At 65.9% G+C, this 16,206-nt stretch carries 16 protein-coding genes; 6 read left to right on the top strand and 10 right to left on the bottom strand.

Annotated features, from left to right (window positions below; translation table 11 throughout):
- Positions 1-57: 57 nt before the first annotated feature.
- From C7449_RS08605 to rplS, 3 genes are all read right to left on the bottom strand, one after another.
- Positions 58-879 carry an amino acid ABC transporter permease gene (locus C7449_RS08605; RefSeq protein ID WP_108002376.1) on the bottom strand — a complete coding sequence of 274 codons (822 nt, stop codon included), beginning with the start codon at positions 877-879 and terminating at the stop codon, positions 58-60.
- Between the two features lie 10 nt (positions 880-889).
- On the bottom strand, positions 890-1,687 hold the full coding sequence (locus C7449_RS08600) for a basic amino acid ABC transporter substrate-binding protein (protein WP_108002375.1): 798 nt from the start codon (positions 1,685-1,687) through the stop codon (positions 890-892).
- 218 nt (positions 1,688-1,905) lie between these two features.
- On the bottom strand, positions 1,906-2,442 hold the full coding sequence (gene rplS, locus C7449_RS08595) for a 50S ribosomal protein L19 (RefSeq protein ID WP_108002673.1): 537 nt from the start codon (positions 2,440-2,442) through the stop codon (positions 1,906-1,908).
- A gap of 278 nt (positions 2,443-2,720) precedes the next feature.
- Here rplS and C7449_RS08590 point away from each other — a divergent pair, with 278 nt between their 5' ends.
- Positions 2,721-3,467 carry a sulfite exporter TauE/SafE family protein gene (locus tag C7449_RS08590; RefSeq protein ID WP_108002374.1) on the top strand — a complete coding sequence of 249 codons (747 nt, stop codon included), beginning with the start codon at positions 2,721-2,723 and terminating at the stop codon, positions 3,465-3,467.
- On the opposite strand, the gene trmD is transcribed toward C7449_RS08590, so the two are convergent.
- From trmD to ffh, 5 genes are all read right to left on the bottom strand, one after another.
- On the bottom strand, positions 3,449-4,162 hold the full coding sequence (trmD, locus tag C7449_RS08585; protein WP_108002672.1) for a tRNA (guanosine(37)-N1)-methyltransferase TrmD: 714 nt from the start codon (positions 4,160-4,162) through the stop codon (positions 3,449-3,451). The two genes, C7449_RS08590 and trmD, sit on opposite strands and share 19 nt — an antisense overlap.
- 1 nt (position 4,163) lies before the next feature.
- Entirely contained in the window at positions 4,164-4,736 is a 573-nt protein-coding gene (gene rimM, locus C7449_RS08580) for a ribosome maturation factor RimM (RefSeq protein WP_108002373.1), read from the bottom strand.
- 145 nt (positions 4,737-4,881) lie between these two features.
- The gene (rpsP, locus tag C7449_RS08575; RefSeq protein ID WP_108002372.1) at positions 4,882-5,247 is read right to left on the bottom strand and encodes a 30S ribosomal protein S16; all 366 of its coding nucleotides are present in this window, start codon (positions 5,245-5,247) and stop codon (positions 4,882-4,884) included.
- Between the two features lie 36 nt (positions 5,248-5,283).
- Positions 5,284-5,607, bottom strand: coding sequence for a chorismate mutase (locus C7449_RS08570; protein WP_108002371.1), 324 nt, complete (start codon positions 5,605-5,607; stop codon positions 5,284-5,286).
- Between the two features lie 11 nt (positions 5,608-5,618).
- A complete protein-coding gene (gene ffh / locus C7449_RS08565) occupies positions 5,619-7,193 on the bottom strand; it encodes a signal recognition particle protein (RefSeq protein WP_108002370.1) in 1,575 nt (524 codons plus the stop codon).
- A 304-nt stretch (positions 7,194-7,497) separates the two neighbouring features.
- Here ffh and C7449_RS08560 point away from each other — a divergent pair, with 304 nt between their 5' ends.
- The 5 genes from C7449_RS08560 to C7449_RS08540 all read left to right on the top strand — a co-directional run bounded on the left by C7449_RS08560 (position 7,498) and on the right by C7449_RS08540 (position 13,195).
- A complete protein-coding gene (locus tag C7449_RS08560; protein ID WP_108002671.1) occupies positions 7,498-8,502 on the top strand; it encodes an MBL fold metallo-hydrolase in 1,005 nt (334 codons plus the stop codon).
- 154 nt (positions 8,503-8,656) lie between these two features.
- Complete coding sequence (dapF, locus tag C7449_RS08555; RefSeq protein ID WP_108002369.1) at positions 8,657-9,571, top strand: diaminopimelate epimerase; 915 nt, start codon at positions 8,657-8,659, stop codon at positions 9,569-9,571.
- The gene (gene mtaB / locus C7449_RS08550; protein WP_108002368.1) at positions 9,568-10,845 is read left to right on the top strand and encodes a tRNA (N(6)-L-threonylcarbamoyladenosine(37)-C(2))-methylthiotransferase MtaB; all 1,278 of its coding nucleotides are present in this window, start codon (positions 9,568-9,570) and stop codon (positions 10,843-10,845) included. The genes dapF and mtaB overlap by 4 nt, the downstream gene beginning before the upstream one ends.
- Positions 10,846-10,856: 11 nt before the next feature.
- On the top strand, positions 10,857-12,542 hold the full coding sequence (gene ftsY, locus C7449_RS08545) for a signal recognition particle-docking protein FtsY (protein ID WP_108002367.1): 1,686 nt from the start codon (positions 10,857-10,859) through the stop codon (positions 12,540-12,542).
- Between the two features lie 14 nt (positions 12,543-12,556).
- The gene (locus C7449_RS08540) at positions 12,557-13,195 is read left to right on the top strand and encodes a septation protein A (protein ID WP_108002670.1); all 639 of its coding nucleotides are present in this window, start codon (positions 12,557-12,559) and stop codon (positions 13,193-13,195) included.
- 79 nt (positions 13,196-13,274) lie between these two features.
- Here the strand turns inward: C7449_RS08540 and C7449_RS08535 are convergent, their stop codons facing one another.
- Together C7449_RS08535 and C7449_RS08530 are read right to left on the bottom strand one after the other, a co-directional pair.
- A complete protein-coding gene (locus C7449_RS08535) occupies positions 13,275-14,435 on the bottom strand; it encodes an amidohydrolase (protein ID WP_108002366.1) in 1,161 nt (386 codons plus the stop codon).
- Position 14,436: 1 nt separating this feature from the next.
- Positions 14,437-15,924 (bottom strand): MFS transporter, encoded by a 1,488-nt coding sequence (locus C7449_RS08530; protein WP_108002365.1) that lies wholly within the window; start codon positions 15,922-15,924, stop codon positions 14,437-14,439.
- Positions 15,925-16,206 lie beyond the last annotated feature (282 nt).

The raw sequence follows: 16,206 nt of genomic DNA, 5'->3' as shown, positions 1-16,206 counted from the left end.
TTTTGCGGGCCGGGCAATCGGGGAGAATGACGCGGCAGGACAGAGACGGGCCGGACCCTATCGTTCGACGCCCCGGCGCAGCCGCCGTTCCAGCGCCCGCAGCGCCAGCGACAGGCCGATCGTCAGGATCAGGTAGACATAGGCGACGATCGAATAGGTCTCGAAGAAGCGGAAGGAGCCGGAGGCATAGATCTTGGCCATCTGGGTGATGTCGGCGACGCCGAGCACCGAGACCAGCGAGGAATCCTTGACCATGGCGACGAAGTCGTTGCCGAGCGGCGGCAGGATGACCCGGATCGCCTGCGGAAAGACGACGAGCCGGAAGCGCTGGACGCGCGACAGCCCGAGCGCCTTGGCCGCCTCGACCTGCCCCTTGTCGACCGACTGGATGCCGGCGCGGAAGACCTCGGCGATGAAGGCCGAATAGCCGATCATCAGCGCGATGATGGCCCGCCACATCAGCGACACATCACGCACCAGCAGCGGCTTCAGGTAGCCGGCATCGACCAGCGGCTCCAGGATGAGATTCGCCAGCGCCACGAAGGCCGGCGCGCCGACGAAGGCGACGTAGAACAGCAGCACCAGGATCGGCACGCCGCGGATCACTTCCGTGTAGAAGCGCGCCACCTGCCGCAAGAGCGCAGTGTCGGACAAGGCGAGCAGGGCCACCCCGAGCCCCAGCAGCGTGGCCAGCGAAAAGCCGACGAGGGTGACGAAGACCGTCACCCACAGACCCTTCAGGATGACGCCGAAGACCTGGGCGTAGACATCGTTCGCGGCGATGACGACGGCGATGGCGAGGCCGATCGCGACAAGGGCGACCAGCCACCAGGGATGGTCGCCCCGCGCTGCGGCCGGAGATTGGCTGGGTGGCGGCATCAAGCGGCGCTTACTGGCCCATCTTGTAGTCGAGGAACCACTTCTTGTTCAGCGCGTCGAGGGTGCCGTCTGCCTTCAGCGCCGCAATGGCGGCATTGATCGGCGCAACGAGGTCGGAGCCCTTCGGATAGATGAAGCCGAAATCCTCGGTGCCGAGCGGCTCGCCGACCACCTTCAGCTTGCCTTCCGAGGCATCGACATAGCCCTTGGCGGCAACGCTGTCGGTCAGCACCAGGTCGACGTCGCCGGCCTTCAACGCCTGCACGGTGGCGCCGAATGTCTCGAACAGCTTGATGCGCGGATTTTGCTCGTTGCCGTCGAGGATCTCGTAGACGGCGGTGTAGAAGGGCGAGGTACCCGGCTGCGCGCCGACCAGCCCATCTTCAAGCGCTGCGAAGCTCTTTGCGTCGGTGAAGCGGTCCTCCTCGCCGCGCACCAGCATGAACTGCTGCGAGCGCATGTAGGGATCGGAGAAATCGACCTTCTCCTTGCGGTCGTCCTTGATGGTGATGCCGGTCATGCCGATCTGGTACTGGCCGTCATGCACCGCCTGGATCATCGCGTCCCAGCTGGTGTTCTGGTACTCGACCTTGAAGTTCAGCCGCTTGGCGATCTCGTTCATCGCGTCGTATTCCCAGCCCACCTGCTCGCCGGTCTTCGGATCGACGAACTGCAGCGGCGGATAGGCATTCTCGGTGACGACGACGACCGTGCGCCCGCCGAGATCGGGCAGATCGGCGGCCGCGGCGCTCAGCGGCATCAGGGCAAGTGTGGATAGCCCGGCAAGGACAGTGCGACGGAACAGCATGAAAATTCTCCCGAAGAGTGGCGAGCGAAACCTGTCATAGTTGGCTCGGCACTGGCAAGCGAGATCATGCCGGAATGAGGGTGCAGCCGGCAATTCCCTTCCGCAAAGGTTGTCGCGCCGCCTCTGCCCGTGCCGTATCGCCCACAACGCACGAGGGCACGAAAAAAGGCCGCCGGAATCGTTCCCGGCGGCCTTTTCAGAATAACAGTTCGCCAACCTTATTCGGCTGCGGCTTCCGCTGCCTTTGCGGCCTCTTCGGCAGCCTTCGCTTCGGCGGCCTCGGCTGCTGCCTTCTCGGCGGCGAGCGCCTGGGCGGCGGCTACCTTTTCGGCTTCCAGACGTGCCTTTTCCTCGGCAACGGCCTGGCGCTCGGCGTCGTTCAGCTTGCGGGCGCGCGTGCCGGTGTTCTCGACGATGCGAGCCGACTTGCCGCGACGGTCGCGCAGGTAGTAGAGCTTGGCGCGGCGGACCTTACCGCGGCGGATGACGTCGACGCTCTCGACGAGCGGGGAGTAAACGGGGAACACGCGCTCGACGCCTTCGCCGTAGGAGATCTTGCGAACGGTGAAGCTCTCGTTGATGCCGCCGCCGGAACGGGCGATGCAGACGCCCTCATAGGCCTGCACGCGGGTGCGGCTGCCTTCCGTCACGCGGACGTTGACGCGCAGCGTGTCGCCCGGGGAGAATTCCGGGAGGGTGCGCTTGGCGGCGATCTTGGCGGCCTGTTCGGCCTCGAGCTGCTCAATGATGTTCATCGGTCTAACCTTTACGTTCTTCTGAAACAGCCAGAGCGCTCGACCTTGTCCTTCCGGTTTGACCTCAAGGACTTGCCCGTTGCCGGACAGGAGCGGATTCGCCATTCTTTGCTTGCGGTTTTCCGGGACGATCCCAAAACCGTGCCGGCCAATACACCAATCGGTCGCCGTTGTCATCCCCGTCAGCGGGATAAATCGCCCGGTGCATCGGGGATTGCCGTCGAGGCGGGCGAACGATATCAGCCGAGGGCGGGGAGATACAGCCTCTTGGGGGAGAGATGTCGTTTGCCGATGCCGCATTCTTGTTCGTTGCCGGCTTTCTGTCCGGCGTGGTCAACGCCATCGCGGGCGGCGGCACCTTTCTGACGTTCGGCGCCATGACGCTGACCGGGTTGCCGCCGATCGTCGCCAACGCCACCTCGTCCATAACGCAGTTCCCCGGCTACGTTACCTCGGCACTGGCCTACCGGCGCGAAATCCGCGCCGACTGGAGGGAGGCCCTCAAGGTCGGCATCCTTTCACTGATCGGTGGCGTCGGTGGAGCCCTGCTGCTGCTTTCGATGTCGAACCCCGGATTTCGCGCCCTCGTGCCCTGGCTGCTGCTCGCCGCAACGGTGATCTTCGCGGCCGGTCCGCTGCTGCGGCCGAAGACCCTCCACGCCGAGCAGCCGATCGGCCTGCTCGGGCTCGCCGGCCAGTTCGCCACCTCGATCTACGGCGGGTTCTTCGGCGCCGGCATGGGCATCATGACGCTCGCCGTTCTCGGTCTCTCCAAGGGCGGCGATTACCACAAGCTCAATGCCCTGAAGAACTTTCTGGCCATGCTGATCGCCGCGGTGGCGATCATCGTGTTCGCCAGCGGCGACGTGGTCGGATGGCCGCAGGCCGCGGTCATGATCCCGGCCGGCGCGATCGGCGGCTATTCCGGTGTCTGGATCGCCCGCCGCGTGCCGCAGAACGTCATCCGGGCGCTGGTCGTCGCCGTGGGCGGCCTGCTGACGATCTACTACTTCGTGACGGGCTGAGAGGGGCCGCGCTGTTCGGCGAGCAGGTCCGGACGGCGCTCCTCGGTCAGTCGGCGGGCCTCGGCCAGCCGCCACTTCTCGATTTCCGCGTGATGGCCCGAGGCGAGCACGGCCGGGATCTCCCGTCCCTCCCAGACCTGCGGGCGGGTGTAGTGCGGATGCTCCAGCAGCCCGCCCTCGAAGCTCTCGTGTACGCCGGACAGCGCATTGCCCATCACGCCGGGCAGGATCCGCACGATAGCGTCGAGCAGGATCATCGCCGCCGGCTCGCCGCCCGAGAGGATGTAGTCGCCGATCGACACCTCCTCGAGGCCACGCGCATCGATCACCCGCTGATCCACCCCCTCGAAGCGGCCGCAGACGATGACCGCACCTTCCCCTGCTGCAAGCTCGCGCACGCGCGCCTGCGTTAGAGGCCGGCCGCGCGGGCTCATCAACAGCCGGGGTCGGGCATCGCCTTCAGGGGCTGCATGGTCGATCGCGCGCGCCAGGACGTCGGGCTTCAGCACCATGCCGGCGCCGCCGCCAGCCGGCGTGTCGTCCACGGTGCGGTGACGGTCGGTGGCGAAATCGCGGATCTGCACGGCCTCGAGCGACCAGTCGCCCCGCACAAGCGCCTTGCCCGACAGCGACTGGCCGAGAAAGCCCGGAAACATCTCCGGATAGAGCGTCAGGACGGTGGCGCGGAACCCCACGTCATTCCCCCTCGCGCGGCGGGCGGCGCCGGCGGCTGCCGGGGCGATCCTCATTCTCCTCGTCGAGGCCGGCGGCGACCGGATCGATCAAAAGCTTGCCGTTTTCGAAATCAACCTCAAGGACGGCGGCCTCGGAGAAGGGGATGAGCACCGGCCGCTTGCCGGGGCCCTTCAGCTCCAGGAGGTCGCCGGCGCCGAAATCGAAGATGCCGGTGACCGTGCCGTGGCTGCGGCCCGTCTCGTCGACGGCCTCCATTCCCTCGAGATCGGCATAGAAGAACTCGTCGTCGTCGAGCTCCTCGTCGGGCAGCTTGTCGCGCTCGATATAGAGCTCGAGCCCCTTCAGCGCCTCGGCGGCGTTGCGATCGTTGATGCCGCGAAACCGGACGACGACGACATTCTTGGCCTCGCGGACCTCCAGCACCTCGAAGACCCGGCCGTCGCCGCTATGAAGATTGCCGTAATCGCCGAGCGCGGTCGGATCGAGCGTATAAGCCTTGACGCGAACCTCGCCGCGCAAGCCCTGCGCCGCACCGATCGTGCCCATCAGAACGGGGTTTTCGAGTTTGCTCATCGTTTTTGATCCGGCGCGCACCGAGCGTGCGCAAATCTGTCCTGCCGCTCCAATACGCCTCGAAGTGCGTGCGGAGCAAGCATGCTTGCAAACGAAACGGGCGGCATGAGACACGCCGCCCGTTCGAAACTAGGCTGGGGCCGGATTATTCCGCAGCAGCGGCAGCAGCGGCGTCCTCGGCCTTCTGCTTCTTCTCGGCGGCGCGCTCGAGTGCCTTCTTGCCCGGCTTGCCCTTGTCAGGGTTGTTGCGGGCGTCGCGCTTGGCGATACCGGCTTCGTTGAGGAAACGCAGCACGCGGTCGGTCGGCTGGGCGCCCTTGGCGAGCCATTCCTTGATGCGCTCTTCATTGAGCTCGATGCGCTTGGCGTCTTCCTTGCCGAGCATCGGGTTCCAGGCGCCGACCCGGTCGAGGAAGCGGCCGTCGCGCGGCGAGCGGGCGTCGGCGACGACGATCTGGTAGTACGGGCGCTTCTTGGAACCACCACGGGCGAGACGGATCTTCAGGGACATTGCATTTCTCCTTCGGGATGTAACTGGCCGCTCTTCTCAAGCGGTATGCTGGTTGTTCGAGCCGCTGTAGTCGGCGGCGATGGCTTCATGATGCCGGATCACCTCGCGGATGATGAAGTTCAGGAACTTCTCCGCGAAATCCGGATCCAGATTGGCGTCCTTCGCCAGGCGGCGGAGGCGTTCGATCTGGTATTCCTCGCGCGCCGGGTCGGCCGGCGGCAGATCGTGGGTGGCCTTCAGCACGCCGACCGCCTGGGTGCAGCGGAACCGTTCGGCGAGCATGTGGACCAGGGCCGCGTCGATGTTGTCGATCGACTGCCGGTAGCCGGCGAGCTGCTTCTTGACTTCGGGGTCGATCATCGCCGCTTCCCTCACTTCTTCTTCGGCAGGCCGGGCAGACCCGGGAAACCGCCGCCAAGGCCAGGCAGCTTCGCCCCGAGGCCGGGCAGGCCGCCGTTGCCGCCGAGGCCCGGCAGGCCGGCGCCCGGCTTGATGCCGGCGGCTTCCGCCTGCTTCTGCAGGGCTTCCAGCTGCTTCGGATCGAGCTTCGACAGGTCCGGCATGCCGCCCATGCCGCCGCCCATGCCGCCCAGCCCCATCTTGCCGGCCAGGCCGCCCATCATCTGCTTCATCAGGCCGCCGCCCTTCTTGCCGCCCATCATCTTCATCATGTCCGCCATCTGGCGGTGCATCTTCAGAAGCTTGTTGATGTCGGCCGCATCGGTGCCGGAGCCGCTAGCGATGCGCTTCTTGCGTGAATGCTTGAGAATGTCCGGATTGGCGCGCTCGGCCTTGGTCATCGAGGAGATGATGGCGAGCTGCCGGCCGAACATCTTGTCGTCGAGGCCGGCGGCGGCCATCTTGTCCTTCATGCCGGCCATGCCGGGCATCAGCCCCATGATGCCGCCCATGCCGCCCATCTTCTGCATCTGGCGCAGCTGGTCGGCGAGGTCGTTGAGGTCAAACTTGCCCTTGGCCATCTTGGCGGCCATGGCGGCCGCCTTCTCGGCGTCGATGTGTTCCGCCGCCTTCTCGACGAGGCTGACGATGTCGCCCATGCCGAGGATGCGGTCGGCGACGCGGCGGGGATGGAATTCCTCCAGCTCGCCCATCTTCTCGCCGACGCCGATCAGCTTGATCGGCTTGCCGGTGACGGCACGCATCGACAGCGCCGCACCGCCGCGGCCGTCGCCGTCCATGCGGGTCAGGACGAGGCCGGTGATGCCGACCCGGTCGTCGAAGTTGCGGGCGAGGTTGACGGCGTCCTGACCGGTCAGCGCGTCGGCGACGAGCAGGATCTCGTGCGGATTGGACTTCCGCTTGATCTCCGCCATCTCGATCATCAGCGGCTCGTCGATATGGGTGCGGCCGGCGGTGTCGAGGATGACGACGTCATGGCCGCCGAGCTTGGCGGCCTGCACGGCGCGGGCGGCAATGTCGGTCGGTGACTGGCCAGCGATGATCGGCAGCGTGTCGACACCGGTCTGGACGCCGAGCTGGCGCAACTGCTCCTGCGCGGCCGGACGGCGCGTGTCGAGCGAGGCCATCAGGACCTTCTTCTTGTCGCGCGTCTTCAGCCGGTTGGCGATCTTGCCCGAGGTGGTGGTCTTGCCGGAGCCCTGCAGGCCGACCATCATGATGACGACGGGGGCGGCGGCGTTGAGGTCGATCGACACGCCCTCCGAGCCGAGCATGGCGACAAGCTCGTCATGGACGATCTTGACGACCATCTGGCCGGGCTTGATCGATTTCAGGATTTCCGCACCGACCGCCTTCTCACGCACCGCGTCGGTAAAGGAGCGGACCACTTCCAGAGCGACGTCGGCTTCCAGCAGCGCGCGGCGGACCTCGCGCAGCGCCGCCGAGACATCTGCCTCGGAGAGCGAGCCGCGGCCTGTCAGGCCATTCAAGATGGCGCCAAGGCGGTCCTGGAGTGTTTCGAACATCACGTCTTCCTTCTAGTTTCCGCTTCTGGCGGAAACGTCGGTGCAATCGACGGCAAAAACAAGACGCAAAGCCGAATAGCACCCGAGGGCGCATCGCGCTGTCGGGTGCTGACCTCCGGGATCTCTTTATACCTTTGCGGGTCCCGGTCGGCGGCTTCAAGTGTCGTTACTTGTCGCAGATTGCGCGCTTAAACAGCAAGGCAGGCGGAAAGTCAAGGTTCACGCTGGCAATCGGAAGTCAGCCACGCCAGATTAGGTGTCCAACGGGAAACTGCACGGGCCGGACAGATTGGACGAACCGCTCATGCCGGAAAAACTTCGAAACCCCTATTACACCGGCCCCATTTCCGATCATTTCGACGGCACGCATTTTTTCAATCCCGGCGGCGATCCGCCTCGCGGTCTTCGCGATCTCCTGCGCTGGCAGTTCAGCGGTGGCCGGGCGCGCTGGCCGAGGTCGGCGCCGAGCCCCTTTCCCGCCGCCCGACCGGAGGAACGGATTGGCGGCAAGGACCTGCGGGTCACCATGGTCGGCCATGCGACATTGCTTGTTCAGGTGGCAGGCCTGAACATCCTCACCGACCCCGTCTGGTCGGTTCGCACCAGCCCCTTCACCTTCACCGGGCCAAGGCGTGTCGTCCCACCCGGCATCGGCTTCGACGACCTGCCGCCGATCGACGTCGTGCTCGTTACCCACAACCACTACGACCATCTCGATCTTGCCACGCTGAAGCGGCTGCAGGCGCGGCATGCGCCCCACATCGTGACACCGCTCGGCAACGACACCATCATCCGTCGCGCCATTCCGGATGCGAAGATCTACCGCATGGACTGGGGCGATCGGATTTCCCGCTGGGACGACCTGACGATCGACTGCGAGCCCTGCCACCACTGGTCGGCACGAGGGACGCGCGATCGCCGCATGGCGCTGTGGGCCGCCTTCGTGCTGACGACCCCGGCCGGGAAAATCTACCACATCGGCGACACCGGCTTTCACGACGGCATCAACTACCGGACCGCCGCCGACAGGCACGGCGGCTTTCGCCTAGCCTGCCTGCCAATCGGCGCCTACGAACCCCGCTGGTTCATGAAGAGCCAGCACCAGAACCCCGATGAGGCCGTCGACGGGATGCTCGCCTGCAAGGCGGCTCATGCCGTCGGCCATCACTTCGGAACGGTGCAACTGACCGACGAGGCGATCGACGCCCCTGTCGACATGCTGAAGGCCGCACTCGCCGACAAGGGCGTTGAGTCCGAACGGTTCCGCGCGCTGCGGGCCGGTGAGATCTTCGACGTGCCGGAGGCATGAGACTGCAAGTCGGCTCTCATCCACAGACCCTGCCAGGAAGCGGCTGCGCGCCTCTTCGCGGGCGAGACGCGTCATTGCACGGCGCCGCGCGCGCCACTGGCATTTTCCCCGCGTTTCCGCCATATAGACGGCCAAACACTAAGAAAGCATCCCGATGAACAGCACGGTCGAATTCGCCAAGATGAACGGGCTTGGCAACAAGATCCTCGTTGTCGACATGCGCGGCCGCACGGACCGCGTGACCGCCGAGGCCGCGATCGCGCTCGCCGCAGATCCACAAACCGCCTTCGACCAGATCATGGCGATCCACGATCCGAAGGTCCACGGCACCGACGCCTTCATCGACATCCTCAATTGCGACGGCACCAAGGCGCAGGCCTGCGGCAACGGCACGCGTTGCGTCGTGCAGGCGCTTGCCGCCGAGACGGGCAACAAGGCTTTCACCTTCCAGACGGTCGCCGGCATCCTCAACGCCATCGAGCACGAGGACGGCACGATCTCCGTCGACATGGGCAGTCCCGTCTTTGACTGGAACCGGATCCCGCTCGCCGAGGAATTCCACGACACCCGCCGCATCGAACTGCAGATCGGCCCGATCGACGATCCCGTGCTGCATTCGCCATCGGCCATGTCGATGGGCAATCCGCATGCAGTCTTCTGGGTCGACCGCGACGTAATGTCCTACGATCTCGCCCGCTTCGGTCCGTTGCTGGAGAACCACCCGATCTTCCCCGAGCGGGCCAACATCACCCTGGCGCAGGTCACCTCGCGCACCGCGATGACGACGCGCACCTGGGAGCGCGGCGCCGGGCTGACGTTCGCCTGTGGCTCTGCCGCCTGCGCCGCCGCCGTTAGTGCTGCCCGGACAGGACGCACCGGCCGCAAGGTCGACGTCCACGTCGCCTCGGCCAACCCGCCCGGCGTCCTCACCATCGACTGGCGCGAAAGCGACGACCATGTCGTCATGACCGGCCCCGCCGAATGGGAATGGTCGGGCACCCTCGACCCTGCGAGCGGCGCCTGGCAGCGTGACGCGGACATTGCCGGCAGCGGAGCGGCGGTGCCTTGAGCGGGGTGGAGGTCATAACCTTCGGCTGCCGCCTCAACACCTATGAATCGGAAGTGATGCGCGGCGAGGCCGAGAAGGCGGGGCTCAACAACGCCGTCCTCGTCAACACCTGTGCTGTGACCGGCGAGGCGGTGCGCCAGGCCCGCCAGGCGATCCGCCGCGCCCGACGCGACAATCCGCATGCCCGCATCATCGTCACCGGCTGTGCTGCACAGACGGAGAAGGACACCTTCGCGGCGATGCCGGAGGTGGATGCGGTGCTCGGCAACGAGGAGAAGCTGAAGAGCGCCTCCTATCGGGGCCTCCCGGATTTCGGCGTCTCCGCCGAGGAGAAGGTTCGCGTCAACGACATCATGAGCGTGACCGAGACTGCGCCGCAGTTGGTCAAGGCGATCGACGGGCACGTGCGCGCCTTCATCCAGGTGCAGAACGGCTGCGACCACCGCTGCACATTCTGCATCATTCCCTTCGGCCGCGGCAATTCCCGTTCGGTGCCGATGGGCGCGATCGTCGACCAGGCGCGGCAACTGGTTGAGAGCGGCTATCGCGAGATCGTGCTGACCGGCGTCGATGCAACCAGCTACGGGGCCGACCTGCCCGGCCAGCCCAGCCTCGGGCTTCTGGCGAAGACGCTGCTGAAGCAGGTGCCGGACATCCTGCGGCTCAGGCTGTCGTCGATCGACGGGATCGAGGCGGACCGCCACCTCTTCGACCTGATCGCCGACGAGCCGCGCTTCATGCCGCACCTGCACCTGTCGCTGCAGCATGGCGACGACCTGATCCTGAAGCGGATGAAGCGCCGCCATTCGCGTGCCGACGCCGTCTCCTTCTGCCACCAGGTCCGCCGGCTGCGGCCGGAGATCAGTTTCGGCGCCGACATGATCGCCGGCTTTCCGACCGAGACCGAGGAGATGGCGGAGCGGAGCGCCAGCCTCGCCGCCGAATGCGGCATCGCCAACCTGCACGTCTTTCCCTACAGCCCACGCCCGGGCACGCCGGCGGCGCGCATGCCGCAACTCGACCGGGCTCTGGTCAAGGCACGCGCCGCCCGCCTGCGCGACTGCGGCCGCCAGCTCCACCTTGCTCACCTGGCGTCGATGGCCGGCAGCCGGCAAATGATCCTTGTCGAAAGCAACGGACTGGCGCATACCGAAAACTTCACGCTCGTCGACGCGGCCGGGCTTGCGCCGCGCGATCTTGTGCCGGTGATTGTCACCGGCCACAATGGCAAGCATCTGACGATGCGGACCAATCCAGCATCTCTTCGCAACTAGCGGATTTCACCATGGCCCTCGGCTTCATCAAGAAGATCTTCTCCTTCGGCAAGGACCACCCGGCTTCCGATGCCGCGGAGGCGGTGAACGAGGAACAGGCCATCCGGCCAGACGAGCTGCCGGCCGAAGTGGCGCCGCCGGAGACGCCAGAGCCGGCCTCGGATCGCGATCTGCTTCTGGAGGAGGCCGAAGCGGCCAACCCGGAGGTGGACCTGCACCGCACCGAACTGCAGGCCGGCATATATCCGCTTCCCCCGGTCGACCACCCGGCGCCGGCCGCCTCCGACCAGACGAGCGCAGCACCGGGAGCCGGCGATATCGATGCCGGCGTGCCGGAGCCGCATGCCGCGCTGTCTCCGGAGGCGGAAACCACCCGCGCCGCCGAACTCGTCAATATCGGCATGGGCGGCGTGGAACATGCCCACGAGGAGATCGCCGCACGGGAAGCGGCGATGGCCCCCGCGCCGGAGCCCACCGGAGACCTATCGCCCCAAATGGCGGCCGAGGATGCATCGGTTGCCGAAACAGAACCGGACACGGCCGATCCGGAGCCTGCGGCACATGAAATTCCGGCGCCCGAGGCCCCGCCGCAACCGGCCACGGCTGTGAGCGAAGAGCCCGATCCCGCTGAGGCGATCGTGCCCGAAGCGCAGTTGGCGGATCGGCAGCTGGATGAGACGGTACTCGAGGCCGAGGAAGTCGCACCGGCCCTGCCGAAAGGCTTCTCCACCGCCCGGCACAAGCCGGAGGAACAGGAAGCGCCGCAACAGGCGCCGAAGCGCAGTTGGCTGCAGCGGCTGCGCTTGGGCCTTGCCCGCACCTCCTCGCACCTGACCGGCCAGATCACCGGCCTCTTCACCAAGCGCAAGCTCGACGACGCGACGCTGCAGGACCTGGAGGACCTCCTGATCCAGGCCGACCTCGGCGTCGAGACGGCATTGCGCATTACCGACACGCTCGCCGCCGAGCGCTACGGCAAGGACGTCACCGGCACGGACGTCGGCCGGATCATGGCCGGCGAGATCACCAAGGTGCTGGAGCCGGTCGCCAAGCCGCTCGAGCTCGACCTGTCGCACAAGCCGCACGTGATCCTCGTCGTCGGCGTCAACGGCACCGGCAAGACGACGACGATCGGCAAGCTCGCGGCAAAACTTTCCGGCGCCGGCCTCAAGGTGATGATGGCCGCCGGCGACACGTTCCGCGCCGCGGCGATCGAGCAGCTCCACATCTGGGCCGAGCGGACCGGGTCCGACATCGTCTCCTCCAGGCTCGGCGCCGATGCGGCCGGCCTCGCCTACGAGGCCTACGAGCAGGCCAAGGAGAAGAAGAGCGACGTGCTGATCATCGATACCGCCGGCCGGCTGCAGAACAAGTCGGAGCTGATGGCGGAACTGGAGAAAATCGTCCGGGTGCTCGGCAAGCTGGATCCGGATGCGCCGCACACGGTGCTGCAGACGCTCGATGCCACCACCGGCCAGAACGCCATGAACCAGGTGGAAATCTTCCGCAACGTTGCCGGCGTCAGCGGCCTGATCATGACAAAATTGGACGGTACGGCTCGGGGCGGCATCCTGGTGGCGATCGCCGCCAAGCACAAGCTGCCGGTCTATTTCATCGGCGTGGGCGAAGGCATCGACGATCTCGAGCCTTTCGAGGCCAGGGATTTCGCGCAGGCGATCGCAGGGGTTGAGGCATGAGCGAAGACAGGATCATCGAGACGCTGGAGGATGCCGGCAAGCCGAAGGTGAGCCCGCTCCTGAAGCTGGTGCTGGAACTCGGTCCGCTCGTCGTCTTCTTCTTCGCCAATTCACGCGGCGAGTGGCTGGCCGGGCATTTCCCGGCGCTGGCCGAACTCGGCGGCCCGATCTTCATCGCCACCGGCCTGTTCATGGCGGCGACGGCGGCGGCACTGCTCGTTTCCTGGGTGCTGACGCGGACGCTGCCGATGATGCCGCTGGTCTCCGGCATCGTCGTCTTCGTGTTCGGCGCGCTGACGCTCTATCTGCAGAACGACACCTTCATCAAGATGAAGCCGACGATCGTCAACACGCTGTTCGGCGTGATCCTGCTCGGCGGGCTCGCTTTCGGCAAGCCGCTGCTCGGCTACGTGTTCAACGCCGCCTTCAGGCTGACGGAAGAAGGCTGGCGCAAGCTGACGCTGCGCTGGGGCCTGTTCTTCCTCGTGCTCGCCGTCTTGAACGAAATCGTCTGGCGGCAGTTCTCGACGGATTTCTGGGTGGCCTTCAAGGTCTGGGGCACGATGCCGATCACCGTGCTCTTTACCCTCTCCCAGATGCCGCTGATCATGAAATATTCGGTCGAGACCCCCGAGGACGGCAAGCGCTCCTGACCCGCATGACCGCGCGCCGGTTTTGCGCCGGTCAAGCGCATTCGCCCGGGGCTTCCGCACCTTGTGGACGCCATTTCAATCAGCGCAGGTAGCTTTCGGTGAGCGCCACCCAGTAGGCCGCGCCGACGGGCAGAATGTTCTCGTTGAAACGGTATTCGGGGTGATGGACCATCTTGCCCGGGCCGCCGCCGAGAAAGCAGTAGGTGCCCTTCTTCTCCTGCAGCATGAAGGCGAAGTCTTCCGAGGCAAGGAATGACGGGCCGGGATAGATCACCTGATCCTCGCCGAAGGCCGCCTGCGCAATCCGCGCAGCCCTGTCGGTCTCTTCCGCATCGTTGACCAGCACGGCGCCGGGAACGCCTTCGCGGATTTGCGAGGTGCAGCCGAAGGACTCCGCCTGGTGGGCGACGATGCGGCGGATATTGCCCAGCACCATCTCGCGGTCCTCGGGCGTCGTGGTGCGCACCGACAGACGCAGGATGGCGCTGCTGGCGACGACGTTGCCGGCGTTGCCCGCCAGGAAAGCGCCGATGGTCACCACCGCCCGATGCGCCGGCGCTACGTTGCGCGATACGATGCTCTGGATCGCCATCACGACGGATGAGCCGGCCACGACCGGGTCGATGGTCAGCTCGGGGATACCGCCGTGCCCGCCCTTGCCGATGATCTCGACCTCCCAGTTGTCGACCGACGCCATCATCTCGCCGGGACGGAAGTAGAATTTGCCCTCTTCGAGACCGGGGATGTTGTGCATGCCGAACACGGCATCGACCGGGAAGCGTTCGAACAGCCCGTCTCTGATCATGGCCGGGCCGCCTTCCATGGTCTCTTCGGCGGGCTGGAAGATCAGCCGGATGGTGCCGTTGAAATTCCTGGTCCTCGCCAGATATCTGGCGGCTCCCAGCAGCATGGCCGTATGGCCGTCGTGACCGCACAGATGCGACACGCCGTCGACGGTGGATTTGTAGGGCAGGTCGTTTTCCTCCTGGATCGGCAGCGCGTCGAAATCGGCGCGCAGGCCGATCGCCTTGTCCCCGTCGCCCACCTTGAGCGTCGCCACGATCCCGTGCTTGCCGATGCCTGTCTCGACCTCGTAGCCGCCGAAACCGCGCAGCGTTTCGGCGATGAACGCGGCGGTGCTCTCTTCCCGCATCGACCGTTCGGGATGGCGATGCATGTGCTCGAACCATTCCCTCATGGCGGCGCTGTCTTCTTCCAGTTCCCTGACGATCGCGTTCATGTCACGTCCCCTGCGCCGAGGGTTGTACCGGGCTGCGCTCGTCGGATCGGCCAGCGGGCACGGTGGTGACGATCGAGACGATGGCTGCGACCAGCATCACGAGGTTGGCGAACAGCGCAAAGAACGCCGCCTCGCGCGAAGCCAGGTTTCCCTGCCGGCCGACGAAGGTGATCACGCCTTCGATCCAGCGGAAGGCGTCGTTTTGGCCGGCGATCGCCGTATAGATCGTCGACGAGATGGCCACCCCGAAGGAGGCGCCGAGCGACGAGGCCATCTTGTAGATGCCGGCGCCGGCGCCCGCCTGGTCTTCCGGCAGGTTCGACAGCGCCGCGTCGGTCGAGGGCGTGGCGTAGAACGCCAGGCCGAGCCCGAACAGCGAGAACGCGATCACCGACAGCACCGTGTAGGGGCCCAGCATCAGGTTGGTCGGCATCAGCAGCAGGATAGACAGGCCGACGATGTAGCAGCCCCACAGCATCGGCTTGCGCGGGCCAAACCGCTGCAGCAGTTTTTCGCCGACGCGGATGAACGCCATGATGGTGATGGCGTAGCCGATCGTCAGCAGGCCGGCCCTTTGCGCCGTCATCGAACCGCCCTCCTGCAACAGCAGCATCGCCACCATGATGATCCCCGCCGTCGCGTTCAGCAGCAGGTTCGAGATCGTGGCACCGGTATAGGTCAGGTTGCGGAACAGGCGAAACTGCACGAAGGCGTTCGGATTGCCGGATTCGATCCGGTAGAAGGCGACGCCGAAGATCACCGCCGCGGCGAGCAGGCCGAGCGAGGCGGGGCTGCCCCAGCCGAACTTCGCCCCTTGCGTCGCATAGATCTGCAGGGCGACCATCGCGACCATGAACGTGAGCACGCCTGCAAGGTCGAACTTGTAGCCCTCTTTCGAGGGAGCCTTGCTCTCCGGGGTGCCGCGCACCATCAGCAGGCCGATCAGCGATACGGCGGCGGCGATGATGAAGATCCAGCGCCAGCCGACGTTTTCGGCCATCAGGCCGCCGAACAGCGCCGCAAAGCCCGAGCCGCCCCAGGACCCCATCGACCACAGCGAGATGGCGCGCTGCCGTTCGGCGCCGTCCCAATAGGCCTTCACCAGCGCCAGCGAGGAAGGCATGACGAAGGCTCCGGACAGCCCCTGAAAGATCCGCCCCAGCATCAGGAAGGTGCCGCCGAGAGCCCCCGATGGAGCGAGCCCGACCAGCAGCGAGCCGACGATCGAGAAGATGAAGCCGAGATTGAGCATTTTCACCCGGCCGACCTTGTCGGCGAGGCCGCCGACGACGACGATGAAGATGCCGGAGAACAGCGCGGTGATCGACACGGCGATATTCATGAACGACTGGTCGACCTGGAGATCGGCGGCCATCGTCGGGGCGATGTTCAGGGTCGTCTGGGCGAATAGCCAGAAGGCCAGCACGCCGAGGATGATGCCGTAGAGCAGCCGGTCGTTGCCCCGGTAGGTGTCTGTCGCCTGGGTCACGAAAGTCTCCTTTCGGCCATATGCGCACCGCCGGAACAGGGTCCCGGCATCGGGCTAGAATGCCACGCATCGCATTTCTGTTCTACAGCCGTCACTTCGCAATCGCGTGAAGCTCCATGGCGCCCGGCCGCAAACGTCGGCTCCTGCCACATGGCAAAAGCTCCCGCATCACAGCCCGGAAGCATAGGCGCGCCGGTTAAAGCATCGCGTCGGCCAGCCTTTTGCCGGTGCCTTTTATTGCAGTTCGTGCTTGCCGCAGGACATGATGGGAGAAAAATCGGG

The organism is Mycoplana dimorpha (genome assembly GCF_003046475.1).
In the GTDB taxonomy this organism is placed as follows: Bacteria; Pseudomonadota; Alphaproteobacteria; order Rhizobiales; family Rhizobiaceae; genus Mycoplana; species Mycoplana dimorpha.
This window is presented reverse-complemented; position numbering and strand designations above follow the sequence as displayed.

Excerpts from the sequence above, each read along its gene's own strand:
- C7449_RS08590 (WP_108002374.1), top strand. The coding sequence starts at position 2,721 with ATGTCGTTTGCCGATGCCGCATTCTTGTTCGTTGCCGGCTTTCTGTCC.
- C7449_RS08535 (WP_108002366.1), bottom strand. The coding sequence starts at position 14,435 with ATGAACGCGATCGTCAGGGAACTGGAAGAAGACAGCGCCGCCATGAGG.
- C7449_RS08560 (WP_108002671.1), top strand. The coding sequence starts at position 7,498 with ATGCCGGAAAAACTTCGAAACCCCTATTACACCGGCCCCATTTCCGAT.
- rimM (WP_108002373.1), bottom strand. The coding sequence starts at position 4,736 with ATGAGCAAACTCGAAAACCCCGTTCTGATGGGCACGATCGGTGCGGCG.
- ffh (WP_108002370.1), bottom strand. The coding sequence starts at position 7,193 with ATGTTCGAAACACTCCAGGACCGCCTTGGCGCCATCTTGAATGGCCTG.
- C7449_RS08600 (WP_108002375.1), bottom strand. The coding sequence starts at position 1,687 with ATGCTGTTCCGTCGCACTGTCCTTGCCGGGCTATCCACACTTGCCCTG.
- rpsP (WP_108002372.1), bottom strand. The coding sequence starts at position 5,247 with ATGTCCCTGAAGATCCGTCTCGCCCGTGGTGGTTCCAAGAAGCGCCCG.
- ftsY (WP_108002367.1), top strand. The coding sequence starts at position 10,857 with ATGGCCCTCGGCTTCATCAAGAAGATCTTCTCCTTCGGCAAGGACCAC.
- C7449_RS08570 (WP_108002371.1), bottom strand. The coding sequence starts at position 5,607 with ATGATCGACCCCGAAGTCAAGAAGCAGCTCGCCGGCTACCGGCAGTCG.
- dapF (WP_108002369.1), top strand. The coding sequence starts at position 8,657 with ATGAACAGCACGGTCGAATTCGCCAAGATGAACGGGCTTGGCAACAAG.
- rplS (WP_108002673.1), bottom strand. The coding sequence starts at position 2,442 with ATGAACATCATTGAGCAGCTCGAGGCCGAACAGGCCGCCAAGATCGCC.
- C7449_RS08605 (WP_108002376.1), bottom strand. The coding sequence starts at position 879 with ATGCCGCCACCCAGCCAATCTCCGGCCGCAGCGCGGGGCGACCATCCC.